The 24,874-nt window shown below is 71.7% G+C and carries 22 protein-coding genes; 3 read left to right on the top strand and 19 right to left on the bottom strand.

Annotated elements, in window-relative coordinates; genetic code table 11:
* Positions 1-129 precede the first annotated feature (129 nt).
* Complete coding sequence (gene fahA, locus AB0E83_RS05715) at positions 130-1,356, top strand: fumarylacetoacetase (RefSeq protein WP_362106391.1); 1,227 nt, start codon at positions 130-132, stop codon at positions 1,354-1,356.
* 3 nt (positions 1,357-1,359) lie between these two features.
* Here fahA and AB0E83_RS05710 read toward each other — a convergent pair whose 3' ends face one another.
* The 3 genes from AB0E83_RS05710 to AB0E83_RS05700 all read right to left on the bottom strand — a co-directional run bounded on the left by AB0E83_RS05710 (position 1,360) and on the right by AB0E83_RS05700 (position 4,512).
* Positions 1,360-2,190, bottom strand: a complete 831-nt coding sequence (locus AB0E83_RS05710; protein WP_362106388.1) for a carbohydrate-binding protein — start codon at positions 2,188-2,190, stop codon at positions 1,360-1,362.
* 40 nt (positions 2,191-2,230) lie between these two features.
* On the bottom strand, positions 2,231-3,148 hold the full coding sequence (locus AB0E83_RS05705) for a helix-turn-helix domain-containing protein (protein WP_362106385.1): 918 nt from the start codon (positions 3,146-3,148) through the stop codon (positions 2,231-2,233).
* 80 nt (positions 3,149-3,228) lie between these two features.
* Positions 3,229-4,512 carry a hypothetical protein gene (locus AB0E83_RS05700; protein WP_362106382.1) on the bottom strand — a complete coding sequence of 428 codons (1,284 nt, stop codon included), beginning with the start codon at positions 4,510-4,512 and terminating at the stop codon, positions 3,229-3,231.
* Between the two features lie 388 nt (positions 4,513-4,900).
* On the opposite strand from AB0E83_RS05700, the gene AB0E83_RS05695 reads away from it, so the two are divergent.
* Complete coding sequence (locus tag AB0E83_RS05695; RefSeq protein ID WP_362106379.1) at positions 4,901-5,251, top strand: hypothetical protein; 351 nt, start codon at positions 4,901-4,903, stop codon at positions 5,249-5,251.
* Between the two features lie 51 nt (positions 5,252-5,302).
* On the opposite strand, the gene nuoN is transcribed toward AB0E83_RS05695, so the two are convergent.
* The 14 genes from nuoN to AB0E83_RS05625 all read right to left on the bottom strand — a co-directional run bounded on the left by nuoN (position 5,303) and on the right by AB0E83_RS05625 (position 21,168).
* On the bottom strand, positions 5,303-6,952 hold the full coding sequence (gene nuoN, locus AB0E83_RS05690; protein WP_362106376.1) for an NADH-quinone oxidoreductase subunit NuoN: 1,650 nt from the start codon (positions 6,950-6,952) through the stop codon (positions 5,303-5,305).
* Complete coding sequence (locus AB0E83_RS05685; RefSeq protein WP_362106373.1) at positions 6,949-8,535, bottom strand: NADH-quinone oxidoreductase subunit M; 1,587 nt, start codon at positions 8,533-8,535, stop codon at positions 6,949-6,951. The genes nuoN and AB0E83_RS05685 overlap by 4 nt, the downstream gene beginning before the upstream one ends.
* 5 nt (positions 8,536-8,540) lie before the next feature.
* Complete coding sequence (nuoL, locus tag AB0E83_RS05680; RefSeq protein WP_362106370.1) at positions 8,541-10,436, bottom strand: NADH-quinone oxidoreductase subunit L; 1,896 nt, start codon at positions 10,434-10,436, stop codon at positions 8,541-8,543.
* Between the two features lie 10 nt (positions 10,437-10,446).
* Positions 10,447-10,746: an NADH-quinone oxidoreductase subunit NuoK gene (gene nuoK, locus AB0E83_RS05675; protein ID WP_360601036.1), complete on the bottom strand. Its 300-nt coding sequence runs from the start codon at positions 10,744-10,746 to the stop codon at positions 10,447-10,449.
* Entirely contained in the window at positions 10,743-11,567 is an 825-nt protein-coding gene (locus AB0E83_RS05670; protein WP_362106367.1) for an NADH-quinone oxidoreductase subunit J, read from the bottom strand. Before AB0E83_RS05670 ends, nuoK begins: the two co-directional genes overlap by 4 nt.
* On the bottom strand, positions 11,564-12,199 hold the full coding sequence (nuoI, locus tag AB0E83_RS05665) for an NADH-quinone oxidoreductase subunit NuoI (protein WP_362106364.1): 636 nt from the start codon (positions 12,197-12,199) through the stop codon (positions 11,564-11,566). Before nuoI ends, AB0E83_RS05670 begins: the two co-directional genes overlap by 4 nt.
* Complete coding sequence (nuoH, locus tag AB0E83_RS05660; RefSeq protein ID WP_362106361.1) at positions 12,174-13,535, bottom strand: NADH-quinone oxidoreductase subunit NuoH; 1,362 nt, start codon at positions 13,533-13,535, stop codon at positions 12,174-12,176. Before nuoH ends, nuoI begins: the two co-directional genes overlap by 26 nt.
* Entirely contained in the window at positions 13,532-16,015 is a 2,484-nt protein-coding gene (locus AB0E83_RS05655; protein ID WP_362106358.1) for an NADH-quinone oxidoreductase subunit G, read from the bottom strand. Before AB0E83_RS05655 ends, nuoH begins: the two co-directional genes overlap by 4 nt.
* Positions 16,012-17,361 carry an NADH-quinone oxidoreductase subunit NuoF gene (nuoF, locus tag AB0E83_RS05650; RefSeq protein WP_362106589.1) on the bottom strand — a complete coding sequence of 450 codons (1,350 nt, stop codon included), beginning with the start codon at positions 17,359-17,361 and terminating at the stop codon, positions 16,012-16,014. The genes AB0E83_RS05655 and nuoF overlap by 4 nt, the downstream gene beginning before the upstream one ends.
* The gene (nuoE, locus tag AB0E83_RS05645; RefSeq protein ID WP_362106356.1) at positions 17,361-18,101 is read right to left on the bottom strand and encodes an NADH-quinone oxidoreductase subunit NuoE; all 741 of its coding nucleotides are present in this window, start codon (positions 18,099-18,101) and stop codon (positions 17,361-17,363) included. Before nuoE ends, nuoF begins: the two co-directional genes overlap by 1 nt.
* The gene (locus AB0E83_RS05640) at positions 18,098-19,420 is read right to left on the bottom strand and encodes an NADH-quinone oxidoreductase subunit D (protein WP_362106353.1); all 1,323 of its coding nucleotides are present in this window, start codon (positions 19,418-19,420) and stop codon (positions 18,098-18,100) included. Before AB0E83_RS05640 ends, nuoE begins: the two co-directional genes overlap by 4 nt.
* On the bottom strand, positions 19,417-20,148 hold the full coding sequence (locus AB0E83_RS05635; RefSeq protein WP_362106350.1) for an NADH-quinone oxidoreductase subunit C: 732 nt from the start codon (positions 20,146-20,148) through the stop codon (positions 19,417-19,419). Before AB0E83_RS05635 ends, AB0E83_RS05640 begins: the two co-directional genes overlap by 4 nt.
* An 88-nt stretch (positions 20,149-20,236) precedes the next feature.
* Positions 20,237-20,791, bottom strand: coding sequence for an NADH-quinone oxidoreductase subunit B (locus AB0E83_RS05630; protein ID WP_030494814.1), 555 nt, complete (start codon positions 20,789-20,791; stop codon positions 20,237-20,239).
* A 17-nt stretch (positions 20,792-20,808) separates the two neighbouring features.
* A complete protein-coding gene (locus AB0E83_RS05625) occupies positions 20,809-21,168 on the bottom strand; it encodes an NADH-quinone oxidoreductase subunit A (RefSeq protein ID WP_030494815.1) in 360 nt (119 codons plus the stop codon).
* A gap of 701 nt (positions 21,169-21,869) precedes the next feature.
* On the opposite strand from AB0E83_RS05625, the gene AB0E83_RS05620 reads away from it, so the two are divergent.
* Positions 21,870-22,787, top strand: a complete 918-nt coding sequence (locus AB0E83_RS05620) for a C40 family peptidase (protein WP_362106347.1) — start codon at positions 21,870-21,872, stop codon at positions 22,785-22,787.
* A 76-nt stretch (positions 22,788-22,863) separates the two neighbouring features.
* Here the strand turns inward: AB0E83_RS05620 and AB0E83_RS05615 are convergent, their stop codons facing one another.
* Entirely contained in the window at positions 22,864-24,102 is a 1,239-nt protein-coding gene (locus AB0E83_RS05615) for an ABC transporter permease (protein ID WP_362106344.1), read from the bottom strand.
* Positions 24,099-24,830, bottom strand: a complete 732-nt coding sequence (locus AB0E83_RS05610) for an ABC transporter ATP-binding protein (protein ID WP_362106341.1) — start codon at positions 24,828-24,830, stop codon at positions 24,099-24,101. The genes AB0E83_RS05615 and AB0E83_RS05610 overlap by 4 nt, the downstream gene beginning before the upstream one ends.
* Positions 24,831-24,874: the final 44 nt, after the last annotated feature.

Raw genomic sequence — 24,874 nt, 5'->3', positions numbered from 1 at the left:
GAACAAACCCCGCGAACCGGGGCAGTTGCTCTCTTAGGCCCCGGTTTCTCTGTGATCCATGTCATCCTCGCCCGGCGGCCCGCCCCGTAACGTGTCCCTCACCCATCATCGAAAGCGAGGCACGCACCGATGTCCGAGCACAGCCCGCTCGACCTGGCCGAGGGCGACCCCTTCGGCCCGCACAACCTCCCGTACGGCGTCTTCTCCACGAGCGACGAGCCGGGCCGCCGCCGGCTCGGCGTCCGGATCGGCGGGTACGTGCTGGACGCGGGGGCCGCGGCGCACGCGCTCGGCTCCCCGTACGCCTCCCTCCTCGACCGGCCGGACCTCGGCGCGCTGCTCGCGGCCGGGCGGACCGCCTGGCGGGACGTCCGCCGGGCGCTGACGGCCTGGGTGACGGTCCCGGCGCACCGCCCGGAGATCGAGCCGCTGCTGCACCCGCTGGACGCGGTGACGCTGCACCTGCCGTACGAGGTCGCGGACTACGTGGACTTCTACGCGAGCGAGCACCACGCCACCAACGTGGGCCGCATCTTCCGCCCGGACGGCGAGCCGCTGACGCCCAACTGGAAGCACCTGCCGATCGGTTACCACGGCCGGGCGGGCACGGTCGTGGTCTCCGGCACGGACGTGGTGCGCCCCTCGGGCCAGCGGAAGGCGCCCGCCGACGCGGCGCCGGTCTTCGGCCCGTCGGTGAAGCTGGACATCGAGGCGGAGGTCGGCTTCCTCGTCGGCACCCCGTCGGAGCTGGGCCGCCCGGTCCCGCTCTCCGCCTTCCGGGACCACGTCTTCGGCCTGACGCTGCTGAACGACTGGTCGGCGCGGGACGTGCAGGCGTGGGAGTACGTGCCGCTGGGCCCCTTCCTCGGCAAGTCCTTCCAGACCTCGGTGTCGGCCTGGGTGACGCCCCTGGAGGCCCTGGACGCAGCCCGCACCGCGCCGCCGGCCCGGGACCTCCCCCTCCTGCCGTACCTGGACGACACGGCGGAGGAGGAGCCGGGCGGCTACGACGTGCGGATCTCCGTGGAGATCAACGGCGAGGTCGTGGCGGAGCCGCCGTTCTCCACCATGTACTGGACGGCCGCGCAGCAGCTCGCCCACATGACGGTGAACGGCGCCTCGCTGCGCACCGGCGACCTGTACGGCTCCGGCACGGTCTCCGGCCCCGAGGTGAACCAGCGCGGCTCGCTCCTGGAGCTGACCTGGAACGGCCGGGACGCGATCGAACTCGCGGGCGGCAAGCGGACGTTCCTGGAGGACGGCGACGAGGTCGTGCTGACCGCGTGGGCGCCCGGCCCGGACGGCACCCGAGTGGGCCTGGGCGAGGTCCGGGGCCGGATCGTCCCGTCGGCCTGAGCCCTAGCCGACCCGCCAGAGGGCGGGCACGTTCGGCGGCTCCCAGCCGGCCATGGCGGTGTGGGCCTGGAGACAGACGTAGCCCACGCCGCCGTACGTGACCCGGTCCCCGGCCGCGTACGCCCGTCCGGCGGTCCAGGTGCCGCCGGGCGGGGCGGTCGTCGGCGTGCCGGTCGGGGTCGGCGTCGGGCCCGGGCCCTGCGGTACGTCGATGACGAAGTCGAACGCGGCCTCGCGGGCCCCGCCGGCGTCCCGGACGGTCATGAGCAGCCGCGGGTCGAAGATGCTGTCGGTGTTGTTGCGGGGCTCGTTCGGGAAGTACAGCTGGGTGGTGAGGATCGGCCGCCCGGGCGCCTGCACCTTGACGTGGAGGTGCCGGGTGCGGCCCGGGTAGAGCCCGGGGACGATCGTGGTGAGCTCGAACGACCCGTCGGCACCGGTGAACTGGTGCCCCCGGAACCTGAACCCGGTGTTGTCGTACGCCCCGTTGGTGTCGGCCTGCCAGAAGTCGAGCAGCACGCCGGACACCGGCCGGCAGGCCCGTCCGAACACGTAGCCGCTGACGGTCAGCGGCGTCCCCGGTCCGTCCTTCATGGCGCTCCGCAGCGGGGAGTTGGGCTTGAAGTACGGCCCTTCCATCTGCGGCACGGTCAGGTCGTCGCCGTCGTCGCACTCCGGGGTGAGGTCGAGGGCCGCCTCGCTCCCGCTCAGCGTCCGGGCGAGCGCCGGGACGCCCATGAGCACGGCCGGCGCGGCCATGCCGGCCGCGAGCGCCGCCCGCAGCACGGTCTTGCGCGTGACGTGCCCGGTCCTGCTCCTGCTCTCGCTGTCCATGTGCCTGGCTCCTCGGGTGGGGGCTGGGATCGGCACGAACCTAGGGGGGCGGGGCGCCGGCTTCGATGGACGGAACGGGGCGCTCATGGTGTTTTCGAAAGTCCCCCGGACTCACCCCCGCCTCCCGCCGGAAGAACCGGCAGAAGTAGGCGGGGTCCTCGAACCCCACCCGGGCCCCCACCTGCCGCACGGAAAGCTCCGTGGCGACCAGCAGCCGCTGTGCCTCCCGCACCCGCGCCTCCCGCAGCAGCGCGGCGGGCGTCCGGCCGGTGGCGGCCCGCACGACCTCGTTGAGGTGCCCGGGCGTGACCCCGATCCGCCCGGCGCACTCCCGTACGGACAGCCCGCCGCTCCCGGCGTCGGCCACGATCCGCAGGAACTCCCCGGCGACCCCGCGCGGCGGCGCCACGGCCCGCCCGCCGGGCACCCGCGCGGCCCGCACGAGCAACACGTGCAGCAACGACCGCAGCACCCCCGCGAACCCGTCGTCCCCGCCCCGGTACTCCTCCGCGAGCTCCCCCATCAACAACGAGGTCCGGGCGTGCGCACCGGCGTCGAGATCGACCCAGGGCCGCTCCCCCAGCCGCCGCAGCAGCTCCTCGTCCCCCGCCCCGCCCACCAGGAACTCCGGCGTGAACAGCACGAGCGACCCGTCGAGCCCCCGCACCCCCTCCCACCGGTGCACCTGCCCGGGGAGGATCACCCCGAGCTGCGGCGGCCGCACGTCGTACCGCTCGGCGTCGAGAACGTGCACGCCCGTCCCCTCCACGACGTGCACGATCTCGTAGAAGGTGTGCCGATGCGGATGGTCGGCCCGCGCCATGGGCCCCATCGCGTCGAACCCCCCGGCCGCGAACGGCACCCGATCGGGCAGCCGCACCTCCAGCCGGTGCACCGGCGGCTCCCCGTCCCGGGGCGCTTCACACGGCACCCCGGGCAAGACGGTGGTCCCACGCACGGAGATCCCCTCCCCAACAGGTACAGACCATTCGGCCGTCCACGATCCCACGAGGACCACGCCCTGTCAGGAGGCCCGCCTCACCGGCGGTAGCGCCGGTGCCATGCCTCCCGCTCCGCGGCCGGCGACGGCATCCCGGCCAATCCCTCGGCGCCCCGCCCCCGGCGGGCGAGGACCTCCACCGCTTCCCAGGCCGAGACCCCCTCGGTCGTCCGCAGCAGCTCGACCGCCTCGTCGGTCCGGCCGAGCCTCTCCAGGACCCCGGCCGAGACGACGGCTGTGTACTTCTCCTCCTCCGGCGGCAGGGTCGCCGCCCAGGCCAGGGCCTCCTCGCACCGGCCCGCCTCGCCCAGCAGCCAGACCCGGTTGCTGAGGATCCAGTCGCTCTCCTCGTCCAGCACCCCGGCCGCCTCCAGCTCCTCCACGTGCCGCAGTGCCAGGTCCGCCTGTCCCGCGTCGACCAGCACGTGGATCAGGGGCGCCAGGATGCCGTTGCCCTCGTCCCCGTACGTGGGCCGGGCGACCTCCCGCGCCTCCTCGAACCGCCCCTGCCGGACGAGCAGTTCGACCAGGCACCAGCGGGGCCGCGCACAGTACTCCCGCGTCGCGACGCTCTCCCGCAGCAGGTCCTCCGCCTCCGCGCCCCGGCCGCGCTCCTCCAGCGCCCTCACGTACTGCTTCACGGCGTGGTCCGCGTGCCTGCCCGTGGCCAGTTCCCGCAGCTCCTCGGTCCGCCCGTGCCGGAGGAACAGCTCGGCGAGGGCCTCCACGACGCCCACCATCACGGTGTCGCGGACGACGATCGCCTCGCGGAGCGTCCTGACCGCTTCCTCGATCCGGCCCGCGCGTTCGAGGACCCGGGCTCGCGTCGACGACGCCCCGGGCGGGAGCAGCTCCAGCACCCGCTCGTCCCTCCCCCGCCCCTCGGTCACCCGCGCCAGGCAGTACGTCATCCCGTCCTCGTCCAGCCGGGGCGCGAGCAGGTCGATCGCCTCGTCCACCCGTCCCGCCTCCGCGAGGAGCTCCGCGAGGTGCCGGCGGTCCTCCGCGTCCTCCGGCCGCGGCGCGCGCGCCAGGGCCTCCTCCGCACGCCCCGCCCGCACCAGGATCCGGGCGGTCTCCCACGCCGCGGGCCGCCAGCCGAGCTTCACGAAGGGGGCCATCACGGCCTCCGCCCGCCCGAACTCCCCGGCCTCGCACAGCTCCCGTACGGCCTCCCGGGCGCAGACCCACTCGCCCCGCTCGGTAGCCGCGCGGATCACCACATCGAGCTGATCGTGCTCCAGCAGCACCTTCACCGTGCGCAGGTGGAGGCCGCCGTTGCCCCGCGCGTGCCACGCCAGGGTGTCGAGATCCACGTCCATGAACCGGGAGCCTAGGAGGTCACCCCCCGTGTCCCCTCCCCTGGGTCAGTTCCGGGTGCGGGCGGGACGGGGGCGTTCGATGCTCCTCACGGCGGCCCTGGGGAGGGGCCGGCCCCTTCCGGCGCCCCACACGGGGGCGCCATCCCCCCGAGGAGTACATCCGCGATGTCCGCACGACCCCGGCCCTTCATGGCCGCGCTCGCTCTCGCCGCTTCCGCCGCCCTGGCCCTGGGCGCCGCCGCCCCGGCCGTCTCCGCCGGGCCCGCCGTCCCCGGTCGCCGGCGGCGACCACGGATGGCCCCATCCGGACCTGGCGAGGACGTACGAGGCCAGCAAGCGGTACAAGTCCGAGCAGGAGGCGATCGCCGACGGCTTCGAGCGCACCGACGTGTGCATCGAGGACCAGAGCGAGGAGAAGCTCGGCGGCATGGGGTACCACTACGTCAACCGGGACAACATCGGTTCGACCGACCCGGAGCGGCCCGCGGCCGTGATCTACGCGAAGAACCACGAGACCGGGCAGCGGGAACTGGTCGCCCTGGAGTGGGTCGTCCCGTACACCGGCCAGTCCGCTCCGCACCTCTTCGGCAAGGAGTTCGACGGCCCGGAGCTGATCCCGGGCCTCGGCGAGATCTACTCGCTGCACGCCTGGCTCTACAAGAAGAACCCGTCCGGGCTCTTCGCCCCGTACAACCCCCGGGTCCACTGCGTCTGCCCGGAGGACGCCCCGAAGGCGTAGGCACGCGGAAGGGCCCGGCTCGCCCCCGAGCCGGGCCCTGCCCGTGGTGCGTCAGCGGACGAAGACGCTCGCCTCGCCCGCCAGGTCCAGGAAGTACTGCGGCGCGAGGCCGAGGACCAGGGTGACCACCACGCCCGCCGTGATGGTGAGCGTGGTCAGGACCGAGGGCACGGCGACCGTGGGGCCGTCCGCCTTCGGCTCGCTGAAGAACATCAGCACGATCACCCGGATGTAGAAGAACGCCGCCACCGCCGAGGCGATGACGCCGACGACCACGAGCGCGCCCGCGCCGCCCTCCGCCGCCGCCTTGAACACCGCGAACTTGCCGGAGAAGCCGGAGGTCAGCGGAATGCCGGCGAAGGCGAGCAGGAAGACCGCGAAGACCGCCGCGACCAGCGGCGAACGGCGGCCCAGACCGGCCCACTTGGAGAGGTGGGTGGCCTCGCCGCCCGCGTCCCGCACCAGCGTGACGACGGCGAAGGCGCCGATCGTCACGAAGGAGTAGGCGCCCAGGTAGAACAGGACCGACGAGATGCCGCTCGGGGTGGCGGCGATGACGCCCGCGAGCAGGAAGCCCGCGTGCGCGATCGACGAGTAGGCGAGCAGCCGCTTGATGTCGGTCTGGGTGATGGCGACGACCGCGCCGCCGAGCATCGTGACGATCGCGACGCCCCACATGACCGGCCGCCAGTCCCAGGTGAGGCCCGGCAGCACCACGTACAGCAGGCGGAGCAGCGCGCCGAAGGCGGCGACCTTGGTGGCGGCGGCCATGAAGCCGGTCACCGGCGTCGGGGCGCCCTGGTAGACGTCCGGGGTCCACATGTGGAACGGGACGGCGCCGACCTTGAAGAGCAGCCCCATGAGGAGCAGCGCGAAGCCGACGAGGAGCAGCGCGTCGTTGCCCATCGTCTCGGCGAGCGCCGGGTTCACCGCCGTGACGGAGCCGTCGACGACCTGGGCGATGGTGGCGTACGAGACGGAGCCCGCGTAGCCGTAGAGCAGGGCGATCCCGAAGAGCAGGAAGGCCGAGGAGAAGGCGCCGAGCAGGAAGTACTTGACGGCCGCCTCCTGCGACATCAGCCGCTTGCGGCGGGCGACGGCGCACAGCAGGTACAGCGGGAGGGAGAAGACCTCCAGGGCGATGAAGAGGGTCAGGAGGTCGTTGGCGGCCGGGAAGACCAGCATGCCGGCGATCGCGAAGAGCGCGAGCGGGAAGACCTCGGTGGTGGTGAAGCCGGCCTTGACGGCCGCCCTCTCGTGGTCGCCGCCGGGGACGGCCGCCGCCTCGGCCGCGAAGGAGTCGACCTTGTGGCCGTGGTCGGCCGGGTCGAGCCTGCGCTCGGCGAAGGTGAAGACCGCCACGATCGAGGCGAGCAGGATCGTGCCCTGGAGGAACAGGGCGGGACCGTCGACGGCGATGGCGCCCATGGCCGCGATGCGGGCCTTGGTGGTGCCGTAGCCGCCGGCCGCGAGGCCGACGACGGCGGCGAACGCGGCCGCGAGGGCCAGGACCGAGAGGAAGACCTGGCTGACGTACCGTCCCCTGCGGGGCACGAAGGCCTCGACGAGGACGCTGAGGACCGCCGCGCCGACGACGATCAGCACCGGCGCGAGCTGGGTGTACTCGATCTTCGGCGCCGGGATCTTGTTCAGCGGCTCGGCGGCCGTCGTCCACAGGGTGTGGACAGCGAGGGCGTTCACTTGGCCGCCTCCACGTTCTGGACGGGGACTTCGGGCTGGGGGTCGGTCCGCTGGACGTCCGACATGGTGTGCCGGACCGCCGGGTTGACCACGTCCGTCAGCGGCTTCGGGAAGACGCCGAGGAAGAGCAGGACGGCGATGAGCGGGGCGACGACGGCGAGCTCGCGCGGCCGCAGGTCGGGCATCGACCGCACCTCCTCCTTCACCGGGCCGGTCATCGTCCGCTGGTAGAGGACGAGGACGTACAGCGCGGCGAGGACGATGCCGGTGGTGGCGACGATCCCGGCCACCGGGTAGCGGGCGAAGGTGCCCACCAGGACCAGGAACTCGCTGACGAACGGGGCGAGTCCGGGCAGCGACAGGGTCGCGAGGCCGCCGATCAGGAAGGTGCCGGCGAGGACCGGGGCGACCTTCTGCACACCGCCGTAGTCGGCGATGAGCCGCGAGCCGCGCCGGGAGATCAGGAAGCCGGCGACGAGCATCAGCGCGGCGGTGGAGATGCCGTGGTTGACCATGTACAGCGTGGCGCCGGACTGGCCCTGGCTGGTCATCGCGAAGATGCCCAGGATGATGAAGCCGAAGTGGGAGATCGACGCGTAGGCGACCAGCCGCTTGATGTCCCGCTGGCCGACCGCGAGCAGCGCCCCGTACACGATGCTGATCAGGGCGAGGACGACGATCGCGGGGGTGGCCCACTTCGACGCCTCGGGGAAGAGGCCGAGGCAGAAGCGGAGCATCGCGAAGGTGCCGACCTTGTCGACGACGGCGGTGATGAGGACGGCGACCGGGGCGGTCGCCTCCCCCATCGCGTTCGGCAGCCAGGTGTGCAGCGGCCACAGCGGCGCCTTCACCGCGAAGGCGAAGAAGAAGCCGAGGAACAGCCACTTCTCGGTGCTGCTCGCCATCTCCAGCGAGCCGTTCGCCCGGGCCTCGGCGATCTCGGTGAGCGAGAAGTTCCCCGCGACCGCGTAGAGCCCGATGACCGCGGCCAGCATGATCAGGCCGCCGACCAGGTTGTAGAGCAGGAACTTGACCGCCGCGTAGGAGCGCTGCGCCGCCGCGTTCTCGTCGGTGCCGCTGTGCGCGCGGTCGCCGAAGCCGCCGATGAGGAAGTACATCGGGATGAGCATGGCTTCGAAGAGGATGTAGAAGAGGAAGACGTCGGTGGCCTCGAAGGAGAGGATCACCATCGCCTCGACCATCAGGATCAGGGCGAAGAAGCCCTGCGTCGGCCGCCACCTCTTCGACGAGGTCTCCAGGGGGTCGGCGTCGTGCCAGCCCGCCAGGACGATGAACGGGATCAGCAGCGCGGTCAGCGCGATCAGCGCCACCCCGATGCCGTCGACGCCCAGCTCGTACCGGACCCCGAAGTCCTTGATCCAGGAGTGGGACTCGACCAGCTGGTAGCGGTCGCCGCCCGGTTCGAAGCGGGCGAAGACGATCCCGGCCAGCACCAGCGTGACCAGGGAGACGGTCAGCGCCAGCCACTTGGCGGCGGTGCGGCGGGCCGCGGGCACGGCGGCGGTGAGGATCGCACCGACCGCCGGCACCGCTGCCGTCGCCGTAAGGAGCGGGAAGGACATGGGAGTTACACCGCCCTCATCAGCAGGGTCGCGGCGATGAGGATCGCCGTACCGCCGAACATGGAGACCGCGTACGAGCGGGCGTAGCCGTTCTGGAGCTTGCGCAGCCGCCCGGAGAGACCGCCCACGCTCGCCGCGGTGCCGTTGACCACGCCGTCCACGAGCGAGTGGTCGACGTAGACCAGCGAGCGGGTCAGGTGGGTGCCGCCGGTGACGAAGACGGCGTGGTTGAAGTCGTCCTGGAGCAGGTCGCGGCGGGCGGCCCGGGTGAGCAGCGAGCCGCGCGGGGCGACCACCGGGACGGGCTTGCGCCCGTACTGGAGGTACGCGAGGCCGACACCGATCACCATGACGGCGACGGTGGCCGAGGTGACGGCCAGGGCGCTGATCGGCGGGTGGCCGTGCTCGTAGTCGGTGACGGGCTCCAGCCAGTTCACGAACCGGTCGCCGATGCCGAAGATCCCGCCCGCGAAGACGGAGCCGAAGGCCAGCAGGATCATCGGCACGGTCATGGACTTCGGGGACTCGTGCGGGTGCGGCTCGTGGCCGTGCTCGTCCGGCTGCCAGCGCTTCTCGCCGAAGAAGGTCATCAGCATCACGCGGGTCATGTAGTACGCGGTGATGGCGGCGCCCAGCAGGGTGACCGCGCCGAGGATCCAGCCCTCGGTGCCGCCCTTGGCGAAGGCCGCCTCGATGATCTTGTCCTTGGAGAAGAAGCCGGACAGGCCCGGGAAGCCGATGATGGCCAGGTAGCCGAGGCCGAAGGTCACGAAGGTGACCGGCATGTACTTCCTGAGGCCGCCGTACTTCCGCATGTCGACCTCGTCGTTCATGCCGTGCATGACCGAACCGGCGCCGAGGAAGAGCCCCGCCTTGAAGAAGCCGTGCGTCACCAGGTGCATGATCGCGAAGACGTAGCCGATGGGGCCGAGGCCGGCCGCGAGGATCATGTAGCCGATCTGCGACATCGTCGACCCGGCGAGGGCCTTCTTGATGTCGTCCTTCGCGCAACCGACGATCGCACCGAAGAGCAGCGTGACCGCGCCGACGATGGTGACGACGAGCTGGGCGTCCGGCGCCGCGTTGAAGATGTCGGCGGAGCGGACGATCAGGTACACGCCGGCGGTGACCATGGTGGCCGCGTGGATCAGGGCCGAGACCGGGGTCGGGCCCTCCATCGCGTCCCCGAGCCAGGACTGGAGCGGCACCTGGGCCGACTTGCCGCAGGCCGCGAGGAGCAGCATCAGGCCGATCGCGGTCACCGTGCCCTCGGAGGTCTCGCCCGCCGACTCCAGCACCGGCCCGAAGGCGAAGGTGCCGAAGGTGGTGAACATCAGCATGATCGCGATCGACAGGCCGATGTCGCCGACCCGGTTGACCAGGAACGCCTTCTTCGCGGCGGTGGCCGCGCTGGGCTTGTGCTGCCAGAAGCCGATCAGGAGGTACGAGGCGAGGCCGACGCCCTCCCAGCCGAAGTACAGCAGCAGGTAGTTGTCCGCCAGGACCAGCAGCAGCATCGCCGCGACGAACAGGTTCAGGTAGCCGAAGAAGCGGCGGCGCCGCTCGTCGTGCTCCATGTAGCCGATCGAGTAGACGTGGATGAGCGTGCCCACGCCGGTGATCAGCAGGACGAAGGTCATCGACAGCTGGTCGAGCTGGAAGGCGATGTCCGCCTGGAAGCCCTCGACGGGGATCCAGGAGAACAGGTGCTGGTGCATCGCCCGGTCGTCGGCGGCCTTGCCGAGCATGTCGGCGAAGAGCGCGAGACCGATGACGAAGGAGACGGCCGCGAGCAGCGTGCCGAGCCAGTGCCCCGCCTTGTCGAGCCGCCGCCCGCCGCACAGCAGGACCGCCGCGCCGAGCAGAGGTGCCCCGATGAGGAGCGCAATGAGATTTTCCACGGTCAGCCCCTCACAGCTTCATCAGGCTGGCGTCGTCGACCGAGGCCGAGTGGCGGGATCGGAAGACGGACACGATGATCGCGAGCCCGACCACGACCTCCGCGGCGGCCACGACCATCGTGAAGAAGGCGATGATCTGGCCGTCGAGGTTGCCGTGCATGCGGGAGAAGGTGACGAACGCGAGGTTGCAGGCGTTGAGCATCAGCTCCACGCACATGAAGACCACGATCGCGTTCCGCCGGATCAGCACCCCGACCGCGCCGATGGTGAACAACAGGGCGGAGAGGTACAGGTAGTTGACGGGATTCACCGGTTGGCCTCCTCTTCGTCCCGGTCGCGTCCGAGGCGCTCCGCGGAGCGCTGCTCCAGGGCCTTGAGGTCGGCGAGCGCCTCCGTCGACACGTCCCGCACCTGGCCCCGCTTGCGCAGGGTCGAGATGACGGTGAGCTCGGACGGGGTGCCGTCGGGCAGCAGGCCCGCGATGTCCACCGCGTTGTGCCGGGCGTAGACGCCGGGGGCGGGCAGCGGCGGCAGGTGCTTGCCCTCGCGCACGCGCTGCTCGGCCAGCTCGCGCTGGGTCCGGGCCCGCTCGGTGCGCTCCCGGTGGGTGAGGACCATCGCGCCGACGGCGGCGGTGATCAGCAGGGCGCCGGTGATCTCGAAGGCGAAGACGTACTTGGTGAAGATGAGGGCCGCCAGGCCCTCCACGTTCCCCCCGTGGGCCGTGTTCGCCGCGCCGAGGCCGGCGAACTCGGTCAGCGCCGCGTTCCCGATGCCGGCGAAGAGCAGGACGCCGAAGCCGAGGCCGCAGGCGGCGGCCCACCAGCGCTGGCCCTTGATGGTCTCCTTCAGCGAGTCCGCGGCCGTGACGCCGACCAGCATGACGACGAAGAGGAAGAGCATCATGATCGCGCCGGTGTAGACGACGATCTGCACGATGCCGAGGAAATAGGCGCCGTTGGCCAGGTAGAAGACCGCGAGCACGATCATCGTGCCGGCCAGGCAGAGCGCCGAGTGCACGGCCTTCTTCATGAGGATGGTGCACAGCGCGCCGACGACGGCGACGGTGCCGAGCACCCAGAACTGGAACGCCTCACCGGAGGAGGTGGCGTACGCCGCGAGCGCGCTCATCGGCCGATCACCTTCCCCGACGCGGGCTCGTTCTCCCCGGTGGTCGACGCGCCCTCCTGCGGCTCCTCGCCCTTGGAGACGGCGACCTGGCGCTCGGTGCCGGGCGCGGCCTCGGTGACCAGGCCCCGGTAGTAGTCCTGCTCGGTCATGCCGGGGAAGATCGCGTGCGGGGTGTCGACCATGCGCTCGTCGAGGCCCGCGAGGAGCTGCTCCTTGGTGTAGATGAGGTTCTCTCGGGAGGAGTCGGCCAGCTCGAACTCGTTGGTCATCGTCAGCGCGCGGGTGGGACACGCCTCGATGCACAGCCCGCACAGGATGCAGCGGGCGTAGTTGATCTGGTAGACGCGGCCGTACCGCTCGCCGGGCGAGTAGCGCTCCTCGTCCGTGTTGTCCGCGCCCTCCACGTAGATGGCGTCGGCGGGGCAGGCCCAGGCGCACAGCTCGCAGCCGACGCACTTCTCCAGGCCGTCCGGGTGGCGGTTGAGCTGGTGCCGGCCGTGGAAACGGGGCGCCGTCGTCTTCTTCTGCTCCGGGTACTGCTCGGTCAGCCGCTTCTTGAACATGGCCTTGAAGGTCACGCCGAAGCCGGCCACCGGATTCTGGAAGTCAGACACGATCCGTCCCCCTCTCATCACTCTCGGTAGCAGTATCGGGGCCACCACTGACAACGAGGTCCCGCTGGTGTCGGGACCTGCGCCGGGGCACGGGCGGCAGGGACTGTCCGGGCTTGGGCGGCACGGGGAAGCCGCCGGCCATCGGGTCGAACTCCCGCTCGGCGGCGGGCCGCGCGGCCGTGGCCTTCGCCTTCTTGTCGCGGAAGAGGTCGGCGACGAAGGAGAGCAGCAGCACCACGAGGACGGCACCGGCCACGTACAGCACGATGTCGGTGAAGGCGATGTTCTCGTTGCGCAGCGCCCGGACGGTGGCGACCAGCATCAGCCAGACCACGGAGACCGGGATGAGCACCTTCCAGCCGAGCTTCATCAGCTGGTCGTAGCGGACCCGGGGCAGGGTGCCGCGCAGCCAGATGAAGAAGAAGAGCAGCAGCTGCACCTTGAGGACGAACCACAGCATCGGCCACCAGCCGTGGTTGGCGCCCTCCCAGAAGGTGCTGATCGGGTACGGGGCCCGCCAGCCGCCCAGGAAGAGGGTCACCGACACCGCGGAGACCGTCACCATGTTCACGTACTCGGCGAGCATGAACATCGCGAACTTGATGGACGAGTACTCGGTGTTGAAGCCGCCGACGAGGTCGCCCTCGGACTCCGGCATGTCGAAGGGGGCGCGGTTGGTCTCGCCGACCATCGTCACGATGTAGATGAGGAACGACACCGGCAGCAGGATCACGAACCAGCGGTCCTGCTGGGCCTCGACGATCGCCGAGGTCGACATCGAGCCGGAGTAGAGGAAGACGGAGGCGAAGGCCGCGCCCATGGCGATCTCGTACGAGATCATCTGCGCGCAGGAGCGCAGGCCGCCGAGGAGCGGGTACGTGGAGCCGGACGACCAGCCGGCGAGGACGATGCCGTAGATGCCGACGGAGGCGACCGCGAGGATGTACAGCATCGCGATCGGCAGGTCGGTGAGCTGCATCGTGGTGCGCTGGCCGAAGATCGACACCTCGTTGCCGGCCGGGCCGAAGGGGATCACGGCGATCGCCATGAAGGCGGGGATGGCGGCGACGATCGGGGCCAGGACGTAGACGACCTTGTCGGCCCGCTTGACGATCACGTCCTCCTTGAGCATCAGCTTGATGCCGTCCGCGAGGGACTGGAGGAGGCCCCAGGGGCCGTGCCGGTTGGGGCCGATGCGCAGCTGCATCCAGGCGACGACCTTGCGCTCCCACACGATGGAGAAGAGCACGGTCACCATCAGGAACGCGAAGCAGAAGACGGCCTTGATCGCGACGAGCCACCAGGGGTCCGTCCCGAACAGGGAGAGGTCCTCGGCTGCGAGGAGGGTGTTCACGCCTGCACCTCCGTCGAAGGGGTGGCCGGGCCGATGCGGACCAGGTCGCCCGGGCGGGCGCCGGTGCCGGCGAGGACGCCGTGGCCGGCCGAGTTCAGCGGGAGCCAGACGACCCGGTCGGGCATCTCGGTGACCTGGAGGGGGAAGGCGACGGAGCCCGCGGGGCCGGTGACCTCCAGGAGGTCGCCGTCCTTGACGCCGGTGTCGGCGGCGGTGGCGGCGGAGAGCCGGGCGACCGCCGCGTGCCGGGTGCCGGCCAGGGCGGTGTCGCCCTCCTGGAGGCGGCCGAGGTCGAGCAGGAGCCGGTGGCCGGCGAGGACGGCCTCGCCGTCGCCGGGCCGGGGGGCCGGGACCGCGTGCGCGGTGGGCTCGGAGGCCCGCTCCTCGGTCCAGCGGCCGAGCCGGTCCAGCTCGCGCCGGGCCGCCTTCAGGTCGGGCAGGGCGAGGTGGGCGTCCATCGCGTCGGCCAGCATGTGGAGCACGCGGGCGTCCGTGGGGGCGAGCGGCCTCGTCATCTGCTCGGGCTTGAGCGCGGCCTCGAACATCCGGGCGCGGCCCTCCCAGTTGAGGAAGGTGCCGGGCTTCTCGGCGACGGCGGCGACCGGCAGGACGACGTCGGCGCGCTCGGTGACCGCGCCGGGGCGCAGTTCCAGCGAGACGACGAAGGCCGTGTCGAGGGCCTCACGCGCGCGTGCCGGGTCCGGCAGGTCGTCCACGTCGACGCCGCCGACGAGCAGCGCGGCGAGTTCGCCGCCGGCGGCGGCCTGGAGGATCTGGCCGGTGTCGCGGCCGTAGCCGTGCGGGAGTTCGCGGACGCCCCAGACGGCGGCGACCTCCTCACGCGCGCGGGGGTCGGTCGCGGGCCGGCCGCCGGGCAGCAGGCTCGGCAGCGCGCCGGCCTCGATCGCGCCCCGCTCGCCGGCCCTGCGCGGGATCCAGACGAGCTTCGCGCCGGTGGCGGCGGAGGCCCGCAGGGCGGCGGTGAGCGCGCCGGGCACCCCGGCGAGCCGCTCGCCGACGGCGATGACGGCGCCGTCCTGGCGCAGCGCCTCGGCGGCGGCCCAGCCGGTGGAGTCGAGGCCGACCCGGGAGGTGAGGGCGTCGAGCCACTCGGTCTCGGTGCCGGGGGCGGCGGGCAGCAGGGTGCCGCCGGTCTTCTCCAGGCCGCGGGTGGCGTGGGAGGCGACGGCGTACGTCTTCTGCCCGTGCTTGCGCCAGGCCTTGCGGAGCCGCAGGAAGACGCCGGGGGCCTCCTCCTCGGACTCCAGGCCGACGAGCAGCACCATCGGCGCGGCTTCGAGCGAGGTGTACGTGACCCCGCTGCCGTCCAGGTCGCGGCCGCGGCCGGCGACGTGGGCGGCGAGGAAGTCGGCCTCCTCGCCGGAGTGGACCCGGGCGCGGAAGTCGACGTCGTGGGTGTCGAGGGCGACCCGGGCGAACTTGGCGTACGCGTAGGCGTCCTCGACGGTGAGCCGGCCGCCGGCGAGGACGCCGGTGCGGCCGCGGACGAGCCCGCGGGCGGCGGCCTCCAGCGCCTCGGGCCAGGAGGCGGGTTCGAGGGCGCCGTCCGCGTTCCGCACGAGGGGGGTCGTCAGCCGGTCGCGCTGCTGCGCGTACCGGAAGGCGAACCGGCCCTTGTCGCAGATCCACTCCTCGTTGACCTCGGGGTCGTCCTGCGCGAGGCGGCGCATGACCTTGCCGCGCCGGTGGTCGGTGCGGGTGGCGCAGCCGCCGGCGCAGTGCTCGCACACCGAGGGCGAGGAGACCAGGTCGAAGGGGCGGGAGCGGAAGCGGTAGGCGGCCGAGGTCAGCGCGCCGACCGGGCAGATCTGGATGGTGTTGCCGGAGAAGTACGACTCGAAGGGGTCACCCTCGCCGGTGCCGACCTGCTGGAGGGCGCCTCGCTCGATGAGCTCGATCATCGGGTCGCCGGCGACCTGGTTGGAGAAGCGGGTGCAGCGGGCGCAGAGCACGCACCGCTCGCGGTCGAGCAGCACCTGGGTGGAGATCGGGACGGGCTTCTCGTACGTCCGCTTGACGCCTTCGAAGCGGGAGTCGGCCTGCCCGTGGGACATGGCCTGGTTCTGGAGGGGGCACTCGCCGCCCTTGTCGCAGACCGGGCAGTCCAGCGGGTGGTTGATGAGCAGCAGCTCCATCACGCCGTGCTGGGCCTTCTCGGCGACCGGGGAGGTCAGCTGCGACTTGACGACCATGCCGTCGGTGCAGGTGATGGTGCAGGAGGCCATCGGCTTGCGCTGGCCCTCGACCTCGACGATGCACTGGCGGCAGGCGCCGGCGGGGTCGAGGAGCGGGTGGTCGCAGAAGCGGGGGATCTCGATGCCGAGCTGTTCGGCGGCGCGGATGACCAGGGTCCCCTTGGGGACGGAGATCTCGATGCCGTCGATGGTCAGCGTCACGAGGTCCTCGGGCGGTACCGCCGGGGAACCGCCGCCGGACGGGCCGGCCGTGGTGACCGTCATGCCGTCACCTCCTTGTGGTTGTCCGCCCAGGCGGTCGACTTGGCCGGGTCGAAGGGGCAGCCCTTGCCCGTGATGTGCTGCTCGTACTCCTCGCGGAAGTACTTCAGCGAGGAGAAGATCGGCGAGGCGGCGCCGTCGCCGAGGGCGCAGAACGACTTGCCGTTGATGTTGTCGGCGATGTCGTTCAGCTTGTCGAGGTCGGCCATCTCCCCTTCGCCGGCCTCGATGTCGCGGAGCAGCTGGACGAGCCAGTAGGTGCCCTCGCGGCAGGGGGTGCACTTGCCGCAGGACTCGTGGGCGTAGAACTCGGTCCAGCGGGTGACGGCCCGGACGACGCAGGTGGTCTCGTCGAAGCACTGGAGGGCCTTGGTGCCGAGCATGGAGCCGGCGGCGCCGACGCCCTCGTAGTCGAGCGGCACGTCGAGGTGCTCGTCGGTGAACATGGGGGTGGAGGAGCCGCCGGGGGTCCAGAACTTGAGCCGGTGCCCGGGGCGCATGCCGCCGCTCATGTCGAGGAGCTGGCGCAGGGTGATGCCGAGGGGCGCCTCGTACTGGCCGGGCGAGGCGACGTGCCCGCTCAGCGAGTAGAGCGTGAAGCCCGGGGACTTCTCGCTGCCCATCGAGGTGAACCAGTCCTTGCCGCGGTGCAGGATCGCGGGAACGGACGCGATGGACTCGACGTTGTTCACGACGGTGGGGCAGGCGTACAGGCCGGCGACCGCGGGGAAGGGGGGCCGGAGCCGGGGCTGGCCGCGGCGGCCTTCGAGCGAGTCGAGGAGGGCGGTCTCCTCGCCGCAGATGTACGCGCCGGCGCCGGCGTGCACGGTGAGCTCGACGTCGAGCCCGCTGCCGAGGACGTTCTTGCCGAGGTAGCCGGCCCGGTACGCCTCGCGGACCGCCTCGTGGAGGCGGCGCAGGACGGGGACGACCTCGCCGCGCAGGTAGATGAAGGCGTGGTTCGAGCGGATCGCGTAGCAGGCGATCACGATGCCTTCGATCAGGGAGTGCGGGTTGGCGAAGAGGAGGGGGATGTCCTTGCAGGTGCCGGGCTCGGACTCGTCGGCGTTGACGACGAGGTAGTGCGGCTTGCCGTCGCCCTGCGGGATGAACTGCCACTTCATGCCGGTGGGGAAGCCGGCGCCGCCGCGTCCGCGGAGGCCGGAGTCCTTCACGTAGGCGATGAGGTCGTCGGGGCTCATGGCGAGCGCGCGCCTCAGGCCCTGGTAGCCGTCGTGCCGGTGGTACGTCTCCAGGGTCCAGGAGTCCGGCTGGTCCCAGAAGGCGGAGAGCACCGGGGAGAGGAGTTTCTCGGGGCTGCTGCTGTTGATCTCGGCCGCCAATGTCATCACGCTCCCTCCTGACCGGCTGCCTCGCCGCGCGGGTGGACGATTCGGGTGTGCGGGGCCTCGCCCTTGGCCAGGCGGAGGCCGACGAGGGAGGCGGGGCCCGCGCCGCCGGTGGCCGCGACGGCGCCGGGGCGCTCGTCGGGGAAGCCGGCGAGGATGCGGGCGGTCTCCTTGAAGGTGCACAGGGGGGCGCCGCGGGTGGGTTCGACGGTGCGGCCCGCGCGCAGGTCGTCGACCATCTTCTTGGCCGACTCGGGGGTCTGGTTGTCGAAGAACTCCCAGTTGACCATCACGACGGGCGCGTAGTCGCAGGCCGCGTTGCACTCGATGTGTTCGAGGGTGATCTTGCCGTCCTCGGTGGTCTCGTCGTTGCCGACGCCGAGGTGCTCCTTGAGCTCCTCGAAGATGGCGTCGCCGCCCATGACCGCGCAGAGGGTGTTGGTGCAGACGCCGACCTGGTAGTCGCCGGACGGCTTGCGGCGGTACATGGTGTAGAAGGTGGCGACGGCGGTGACCTCGGCGGTGGTCAGGCCGAGCATGTCGGCGCAGAACTGCATGCCGGTGCGGGTCACGTGGCCCTCCTCCGACTGCACGAGGTGCAGCATCGGCAGGAGCGCGGAGCGGGAGCCGGGGTAGCGGTCGATGATCGCCTGGGCGTCCGCCGTCAGGCGGGCGTGGACGTCCGCCGGGTACGGGTCCGCGGGGAGCTGGGGCATCCCGAGGCTGACGTTCTCGGTCATCGGTCGACGCCTCCCATCACGGGGTCGATGGAGGCGACGGCGACGATGACGTCGGCGACCTGGCCGCCCTCGCACATCGCGGCCATGGCCTGGAGGTTGGTGAAGGACGGGTCGCGGAAGTGGACCCGGAAGGGGCGGGTGCCGCCGTCGGAGACGACGTGCACGCCGAGTTCGCCCTTGGGGGACTCGACGGCCGCGTACGCCTGGCCGGCCGGGACCCGGAAGCCCTCGGTGACCAGCTTGAAGTGGTGGATCAGGGCCTCCATGGAGGTGCCCATGATCTTCTTGATGTGGTCGAGCGAGTTGCCGAGGCCGTCGGGGCCGAGGGCGAGCTGCGCGGGCCAGGCGATCTTCTTGTCGCCGACCATGACCGGGCCGGGCTCCAGGCGGTCGAGGCACTGCTCGATGATCCGCAGCGACTGGCGCATCTCCTCCAGGCGGACGAGGAAGCGGCCGTAGGCGTCGCAGGTGTCGGCGGTGGGGACCTCGAAGTCGTAGGTCTCGTAGCCGCAGTACGGGTCGGTCTTGCGCAGGTCGTGCGGGAGGCCCGCCGAGCGGAGGATCGGTCCGGTGGCGCCGAGGGCCATGCAGCCGGTGAGGTCGAGGTAGCCGACGTCCTGCATGCGGGCCTTGAAGATGGGGTTGCCGGTGGCGAGCTTGTCGTACTCCGGCAGGTTCTTCTTCATGGTCCTCACGAACTCGCGCACGGCGTCGACGCCGCCGGGCGGGAGGTCCTGGGCGAGGCCGCCGGGCCGGATGTACGCGTGGTTCATGCGCAGGCCGGTGATCAGCTCGTACAGGTCCAGGATCATCTCGCGGTCCCGGAAGCCGTAGATCATGATCGTGGTGGCGCCGAGCTCCATGCCGCCGGTGGCGATGCACACCAGGTGCGAGGAGAGCCGGTTGAGCTCCATGAGCAGGACCCGGATGACGCTCGCGCGGTCCGGGACCTGGTCGGTGATGCCGAGCAGCTTCTCCACGCCGAGGCAGTACGCCGTCTCGTTGTAGAACGAGGTGAGGTAGTCCATGCGCGTGACGAAGGTGGTGCCCTGCGTCCAGGTCCGGAACTCGAGGTTCTTCTCGATGCCGGTGTGGAGGTAGCCGATGCCGCAGCGGGCCTCGGTGACGGTCTCGCCGTCGATCTCCAGGATGAGCCGGAGCACGCCGTGGGTGGAGGGGTGCTGGGGGCCCATGTTGACGACGATCCGCTCGTCGTCGGCCTTCGCGGCGGACTGGACGACCTCGTCCCAGTCGCCGCCGGTGACCGTGTAGACGGTCCCTTCCGTGGTCTCCCGAGGGGATGCCGAGGGGGTGTTCACGAGTACGACCTCCGCTGGTCCGGAGCCGGGATCTGGGCGCCCTTGTACTCGACGGCGATGCCGCCGAGCGGGTAGTCCTTGCGCTGCGGGTGGCCCTGCCAGTCGTCCGGCATCATGATCCGGGTGAGGGCCGGGTGGCCGTCGAAGACGATGCCGAAGAAGTCGTACGTCTCGCGCTCGTGCCAGTCGTTCGTCGGGTAGACCGCGACCAGCGACGGGACGTGCGGGTCGTGGTCGGGGGCCGAGACCTCCAGCCGGATCAGCCGGCCGTGGGTGAGCGAGCGCAGGTGGTAGACGGCGTGCAGCTCGCGGCCCTTGTCGCCGGGGTAGTGGACGCCGGAGACGCCGGTGCAGAGCTCGAAGCGGAGCGCCGGGTCGTCGCGCAGGGTGCGGGCCACGCGGACCAGGTGCTCGCGCTCGATGTGGAAGGTGAGCTCGCCGCGGTCGACGACCGTCTTCTCGATCGCGTTCTCGGGGACGAGCCCCTGCTCCTCCAGGGCGCCTTCGAGCTCGTCGGCGACCTCGTCGAACCAGCCGCCGTAGGGGCGGGCGGCCGGGCCGGGGAGGCGGATCGAGCGGACGAGGCCGCCGTAGCCGGAGGTGTCGCCGCCGTTGTTCGCGCCGAACATGCCGCGCTGGAGCCGGACCTCCTCCCCGTGCTCGCCGCGCTGGCCGGGCAGGTTCTGCTCGGACAGCTCCTTCTCGGGGTTCGGGGTTTCGTCGCTCACGGTGTGGTCCCGTTCCCTTCTCCGCCCGCGCGGCGCGAGGGCGCGGCTTTCGTCGTCGGCTGCGGCCCGGTGGCCGCGCGTGCGTCGGTCACCGCAGCAGACCCTTCATCTCGATGGTCGGCAGCGCCTTGAGCGCCGCCTCCTCCGCCTCGCGGGCCGCCTCCTCGGCGTTCACGCCGAGCTTGGAGCCCTGGATCTTCTGGTGGAGCTTGAGGATCGCGTCCATCAGCATCTCCGGGCGCGGCGGGCAGCCCGGCAGGTAGATGTCGACCGGCACGATGTGGTCGACGCCCTGCACGATCGCGTAGTTGTTGAACATGCCGCCCGAGGAGGCGCAGACGCCCATGGAGATGACCCACTTGGGGTTGGGCATCTGGTCGTAGACCTGCCGCAGGACGGGCGCCATCTTCTGGCTGACCCGGCCGGCGACGATCATCAGGTCGGCCTGGCGCGGGGAGCCGCGGAAGACCTCCATGCCGAAGCGGGCGAGGTCGTAGCGGCCGGCGCCGGTCGTCATCATCTCGATGGCGCAGCAGGCGAGGCCGAAGGTCGCGGGGAAGACGGACGCCTTCCGGACCCAGCCCGCGGCCTGCTCGACGGTGGTCAGCAGGAAACCGCTGGGCAGCTTCTCTTCGAGTCCCATGGGTGCTCCTCAGCCCCTCAGTCCCATTCCAGGCCGCCGCGCCGCCACACGTAGGCGTAGGCGACGAAGACGGTGAGCACGAAGAGCAGCATCTCCACGAGCCCGAAAAGCCCCAGGGCGTCGAAGGTGACGGCCCAGGGGTAGAGGAAGACGATCTCGATGTCGAAGACGATGAAGAGCATCGCCGTCAGGTAGTACTTGATGGGGAAGCGGCCTCCCCCGGCGGGCGTCGGCGTGGGCTCGATGCCGCACTCGTACGCCTCAAGTTTTGCCCTGTTGTACCGCTTTGGCCCGATTAGCGTGGCCATGACCACGGAGAAGATCGCAAACCCCGCACCCAGGGCACCGAGCACGAGGATGGGCGCGTACGCATTCACGCTCCTCGCTCCTTCCAGTCGTCCTTGACCGTTGGACCGCACTGTCGGCTCGCGGAACCCCGCGGCGACCTCCGGGAAGATCGCCCACATGTGAGGCAGTTCACAAGCCCGACGTCCGCGTATCTTAAGCCCGCCCCTCTGTGATCTGCGACACGGGGGTCGCCAACGGATTTGTGATCTCCACCACCTGACGAAGGATCATGAAGTCGGATGAGCGGTGATCTTGTCGCGTGAAGCGCCCAGGTGATCACCAGGTGTGACATTCGGACCGGAAGGCGCTGGTCGGAGCGGTGGCGCACTATCAAGAGATGGGCCATACAAGCAAATTGGCAGTGGACGCGTACGGGTGATATAGGCACTTCGGCCGTCCGGCCGTCGCCCGTCCGAGGGGCCGGCGATACGGAAGTGGACGCCCCGGCTCCGTGTGCACGCGTTCACGAGACGCAGATGTGACCTGCATCACTTCACAGGAGCCTCAAAAGAACGGGGCTTGGCCATCCTCGTCAAGAGGTGGTAAGCGAGGGGCAATTCGGGCATCTCATCGAAAACCCGTGATCAAGGGCGGAATGAACCGTGCCCGTTTTGCCCGTTACGGCGTCAATAAGGGTGCCGAGGAAGCGGATTGGACGGTTCCGGTCGTAACTGTGGCGCAACCCACGTTTCTTGAAGGGAACCGCGAAGCCCTGATAGCGGTTGTACCCATGTCCCAGACCGCTCACATACCCAGCCACCGGAAGCCCCGCCGCAGCGCCTCGAAGCTCGCGCTCCGCGCCGGAGTTGCCGGTGGCGTCCTCGGCACCATCGCGGTGGCCGGTGCCGCCGGCCCGGCGAGTGCCGAGCCGGTGACCGAGACCATCGAAATGCCCACCCTGGGCTCGCTCGGCGCCGACCTCTCCAGCGCCGTGGCCGCCTCCGCCGAGGCGTCCCAGCAGGAGGCCCTCGACCAGAGCCTGGAGGCCCAGGAGGCCGCCGCCCTGGAGAAGGCCGCCAAGGAGGCCAAGAAGGCCAAGGCCGAGGCCGACCGCAAGGCCGAGGCCGAGCGCGCCGAGAAGGCCCGTCAGGAGGCCGAGGCGAAGGCCGAGCGCGAGCGCGCCGAGGCCGAGGCCCGCGCCGAGGCCCAGGCCCGCGCCTCCCGCGACAGCGCCCGCTCCCAGCTGGCCACCACCGCGGCGTCGGACTCCTCCTCCGGCTCGAACTCCTCCGACGCGGGCTCGTCGAGCGACGGCGGCTCGTCCTCCGCCTCCGAGTCCACCCAGGCCGCCTCCGGCACCGCCGCCGCGATCGTCGCCTTCGCCCGCGCCCAGGTCGGCGACGCGTACGTCACCGGCGGCACCGGCCCCAACTCGTGGGACTGCTCGGGCCTCGTCCAGGCCGCCTACGCCGCCGCCGGCATCGACCTGCCGCGCATCTCGTACCAGCAGTCGAGCATGGGCACCTCCGTCTCCCTGAGCAACCTCCAGCCGGGCGACATCCTCTACTGGGGCAGCCGCAGCGGCTCGTACCACGTCGCCGTCTACGTCGGCGGCGGCAAGTACGTCGGCGCGCAGAACTCCTCCACCGGCGTCGTCGAGCGCTCGCTCGACTGGGACCCGCCGTCGGGCGCCGTCCGCATCCTCTGATCGCGGACGATCGGAGCAGTACGAAGGGCCGTCACTCCTCGGGGGAGCGACGGCCCTTCGGCGCGCGGTCCCGGCCTCAGCGGCGCAGGGCCTCCGCCGGCTGGACGCGGGAGGCGCGCCAGGCCGGATAGAGGCCCGCCGCCACGCCCGTCACCAGGCCGATCGCCGGGGCCGCGACGACCGTCGCCGGGTGCACCACCGGCGTCCACTCCCGCACCAGCGCCACGCCGACCACCGTGCACACCCCCAGCGCCGTCCCCACCAGCCCGCCGAGCGCGCCCAAAGTGCCCGATTCCGCCAGGAACTGGACGGTGATGTGCCGGCTCCGGGCGCCCAGGGCCCGCCTCAGCCCGATCTCCCCGGTCCGCTCCAGAACGGCGACGAGGGTCGTGTTGGCGATGCCGACCGCGCCGATCACCAGACAGATCCCGGCGAGCAGCAGGAACAGCCGGTCCAGGTCGCCGGTCACCCCCGTCCGCAGCGTCCGCGGGTCCGGCGGCGGCACCGCCTTCAGGTACTCCGGGTGGTCCGGGCGCAGCGCCACCGGCGCCTCCTCGGCGATCTGCCGGGCCGCCCCCGTCTCGGTGGCGATCAGCATCCGCGCGGCCCCCGGCTCCGGCGGCCCCCACATCCGCTCCGCGGTCGTCCGGGGCACGCTCACCGACATCAGCACGTCCGGGCGGCGCTCGACGTCGTCCACGATCCCCGCCACCACGAACGGCTCGTCCCCGATGAAGACCGCCGGCCGGGTCTCCAGGGTGGTGATGCCGAGCCGGGCCGCGACCGACGCGCCGAGGACCGCGACCGGCTGCGCCTTCGCCGACGCGAACTCGTCGTAGAGCCGGCCCTGCGCGAGGTGCGGGACGGCGGCCCGGAGCGCGCCCGGCGAGGCGGCGACCACGTCGACGGGGGTGGCGCCGGCGCCGTCGCCGACCGGCGCGGCGCGCACGGTGACGTCCGGTCCGAGCCGGACCGTCCAGTACACGCCGGCGGCCCGGACTCCGCCGAGCCGCTGGATCCGGGCGTCCGCGTCGGCGGGGAAGCCGGGCCCCGCGAACTCGTCCCGCTGCCGGGCCACGTCCTCCACCGTGACCTCGGTGGCGGTCAGCAGGTCGAAGCGGGCGTCGATCTGCGAGGACGTCGTCGCGGTCAGGCCGAGGACCGCGACGAAGGTGCCGACGCCGAGGACGGTGCCGAGGGCGGTGAGCAGCGAGCGGCCGGGCCGCTGGAGCATCCCGGCCACGGCCTCGGAGAGCGTGTCGCGGAGGGTGAGGCGGGAGGGTTCGACGACGCGGGCGCCGCGGCGGCCCCTCATGCGGGGCTCCGTTCGCGGCCGGCCGGCGCGCTGAGGACGCCGTCGCGGATGGTCACCGTACGGCCGGCGCGGGCGGCGACCTCGGCGTCGTGGGTGATGACGACGACCGTCATGCCGGAGGCGTGGAGTTCGCCGAGGAGGGAGAGGACGGTCTCCGCGTTGCCGGAGTCGAGGTTGCCGGTCGGCTCGTCGCAGAGCAGCAGCGAGGGCCGGCCGGCCAGCGCCCGGGCGATGGCGACGCGCTGGCGCTCGCCGCCGGAGAGCCGGCCGGGCAGCGCGTCGACCCGGTGGGCGAGCCCGACGCGCCCCAGCGCCTCCCGGGCCCGGGCCCGTCGCTCGGCGCGGGGCACCGCCGAGTACACCATCGAGAGCATCACGTTCTCCGTCGCGCTGCGGTGCGGCATCAGGTGGAACGCCTGGAAGACGAAGCCGATGCGGCGCCCGCGCAGGGCGGTGCGGTCGGCGTCGGACAGCGCGGCCGTGTCGATGCCGTCGAGGAGGTACGTCCCCTCGGTGGGCGCGTCGAGGAGCCCGGCGACGTTCAGGAAGGTGGACTTGCCGGAGCCGGACGGCCCGACGACCGCCACGAACTCACCGCGGTGGATGGCGAGTTCGCACGGGCGAAGGGCCTGGAAGGGGGGCGGCCCCGGGTAGGTGAGCCCGACCTTCCGGAACTCCATGACGGGGGCGTCGGGCTCGGGATCTCCGGGCGCAAGGGATCCGGGCATGGGGGTGGGCGGTTCCGGTGGCGGGCCGGGGTGGCGGTTCCGAC

It is taken from the genome of Streptomyces sp. NPDC035033 (assembly GCF_040636735.1).
Taxonomy (GTDB): Bacteria; Actinomycetota; Actinomycetes; order Streptomycetales; family Streptomycetaceae; genus Streptomyces.
The sequence above is the reverse complement of the archived record's forward strand: the minus strand, read 5'-3'. Positions and strand labels throughout refer to the sequence as shown.

Bases quoted from the DNA above. Each gene is read 5' to 3' on its own strand.
- fahA (WP_362106391.1), top strand. From the start codon at position 130: ATGTCCGAGCACAGCCCGCTCGACCTGGCCGAGGGCGACCCCTTCGGC.
- AB0E83_RS05710 (WP_362106388.1), bottom strand. From the start codon at position 2,190: ATGGACAGCGAGAGCAGGAGCAGGACCGGGCACGTCACGCGCAAGACC.
- AB0E83_RS05700 (WP_362106382.1), bottom strand. From the start codon at position 4,512: ATGGACGTGGATCTCGACACCCTGGCGTGGCACGCGCGGGGCAACGGC.
- AB0E83_RS05685 (WP_362106373.1), bottom strand. From the start codon at position 8,535: ATGTCCTTCCCGCTCCTTACGGCGACGGCAGCGGTGCCGGCGGTCGGT.
- AB0E83_RS05670 (WP_362106367.1), bottom strand. From the start codon at position 11,567: ATGAGCGCGCTCGCGGCGTACGCCACCTCCTCCGGTGAGGCGTTCCAG.
- nuoI (WP_362106364.1), bottom strand. From the start codon at position 12,199: ATGAGAGGGGGACGGATCGTGTCTGACTTCCAGAATCCGGTGGCCGGC.
- AB0E83_RS05655 (WP_362106358.1), bottom strand. From the start codon at position 16,015: ATGACGGTCACCACGGCCGGCCCGTCCGGCGGCGGTTCCCCGGCGGTA.
- nuoF (WP_362106589.1), bottom strand. From the start codon at position 17,361: ATGACATTGGCGGCCGAGATCAACAGCAGCAGCCCCGAGAAACTCCTC.
- nuoE (WP_362106356.1), bottom strand. From the start codon at position 18,101: ATGACCGAGAACGTCAGCCTCGGGATGCCCCAGCTCCCCGCGGACCCG.
- AB0E83_RS05630 (WP_030494814.1), bottom strand. From the start codon at position 20,791: ATGGGACTCGAAGAGAAGCTGCCCAGCGGTTTCCTGCTGACCACCGTC.
- AB0E83_RS05620 (WP_362106347.1), top strand. From the start codon at position 21,870: ATGTCCCAGACCGCTCACATACCCAGCCACCGGAAGCCCCGCCGCAGC.
- AB0E83_RS05615 (WP_362106344.1), bottom strand. From the start codon at position 24,102: ATGAGGGGCCGCCGCGGCGCCCGCGTCGTCGAACCCTCCCGCCTCACC.
- AB0E83_RS05610 (WP_362106341.1), bottom strand. From the start codon at position 24,830: ATGCCCGGATCCCTTGCGCCCGGAGATCCCGAGCCCGACGCCCCCGTC.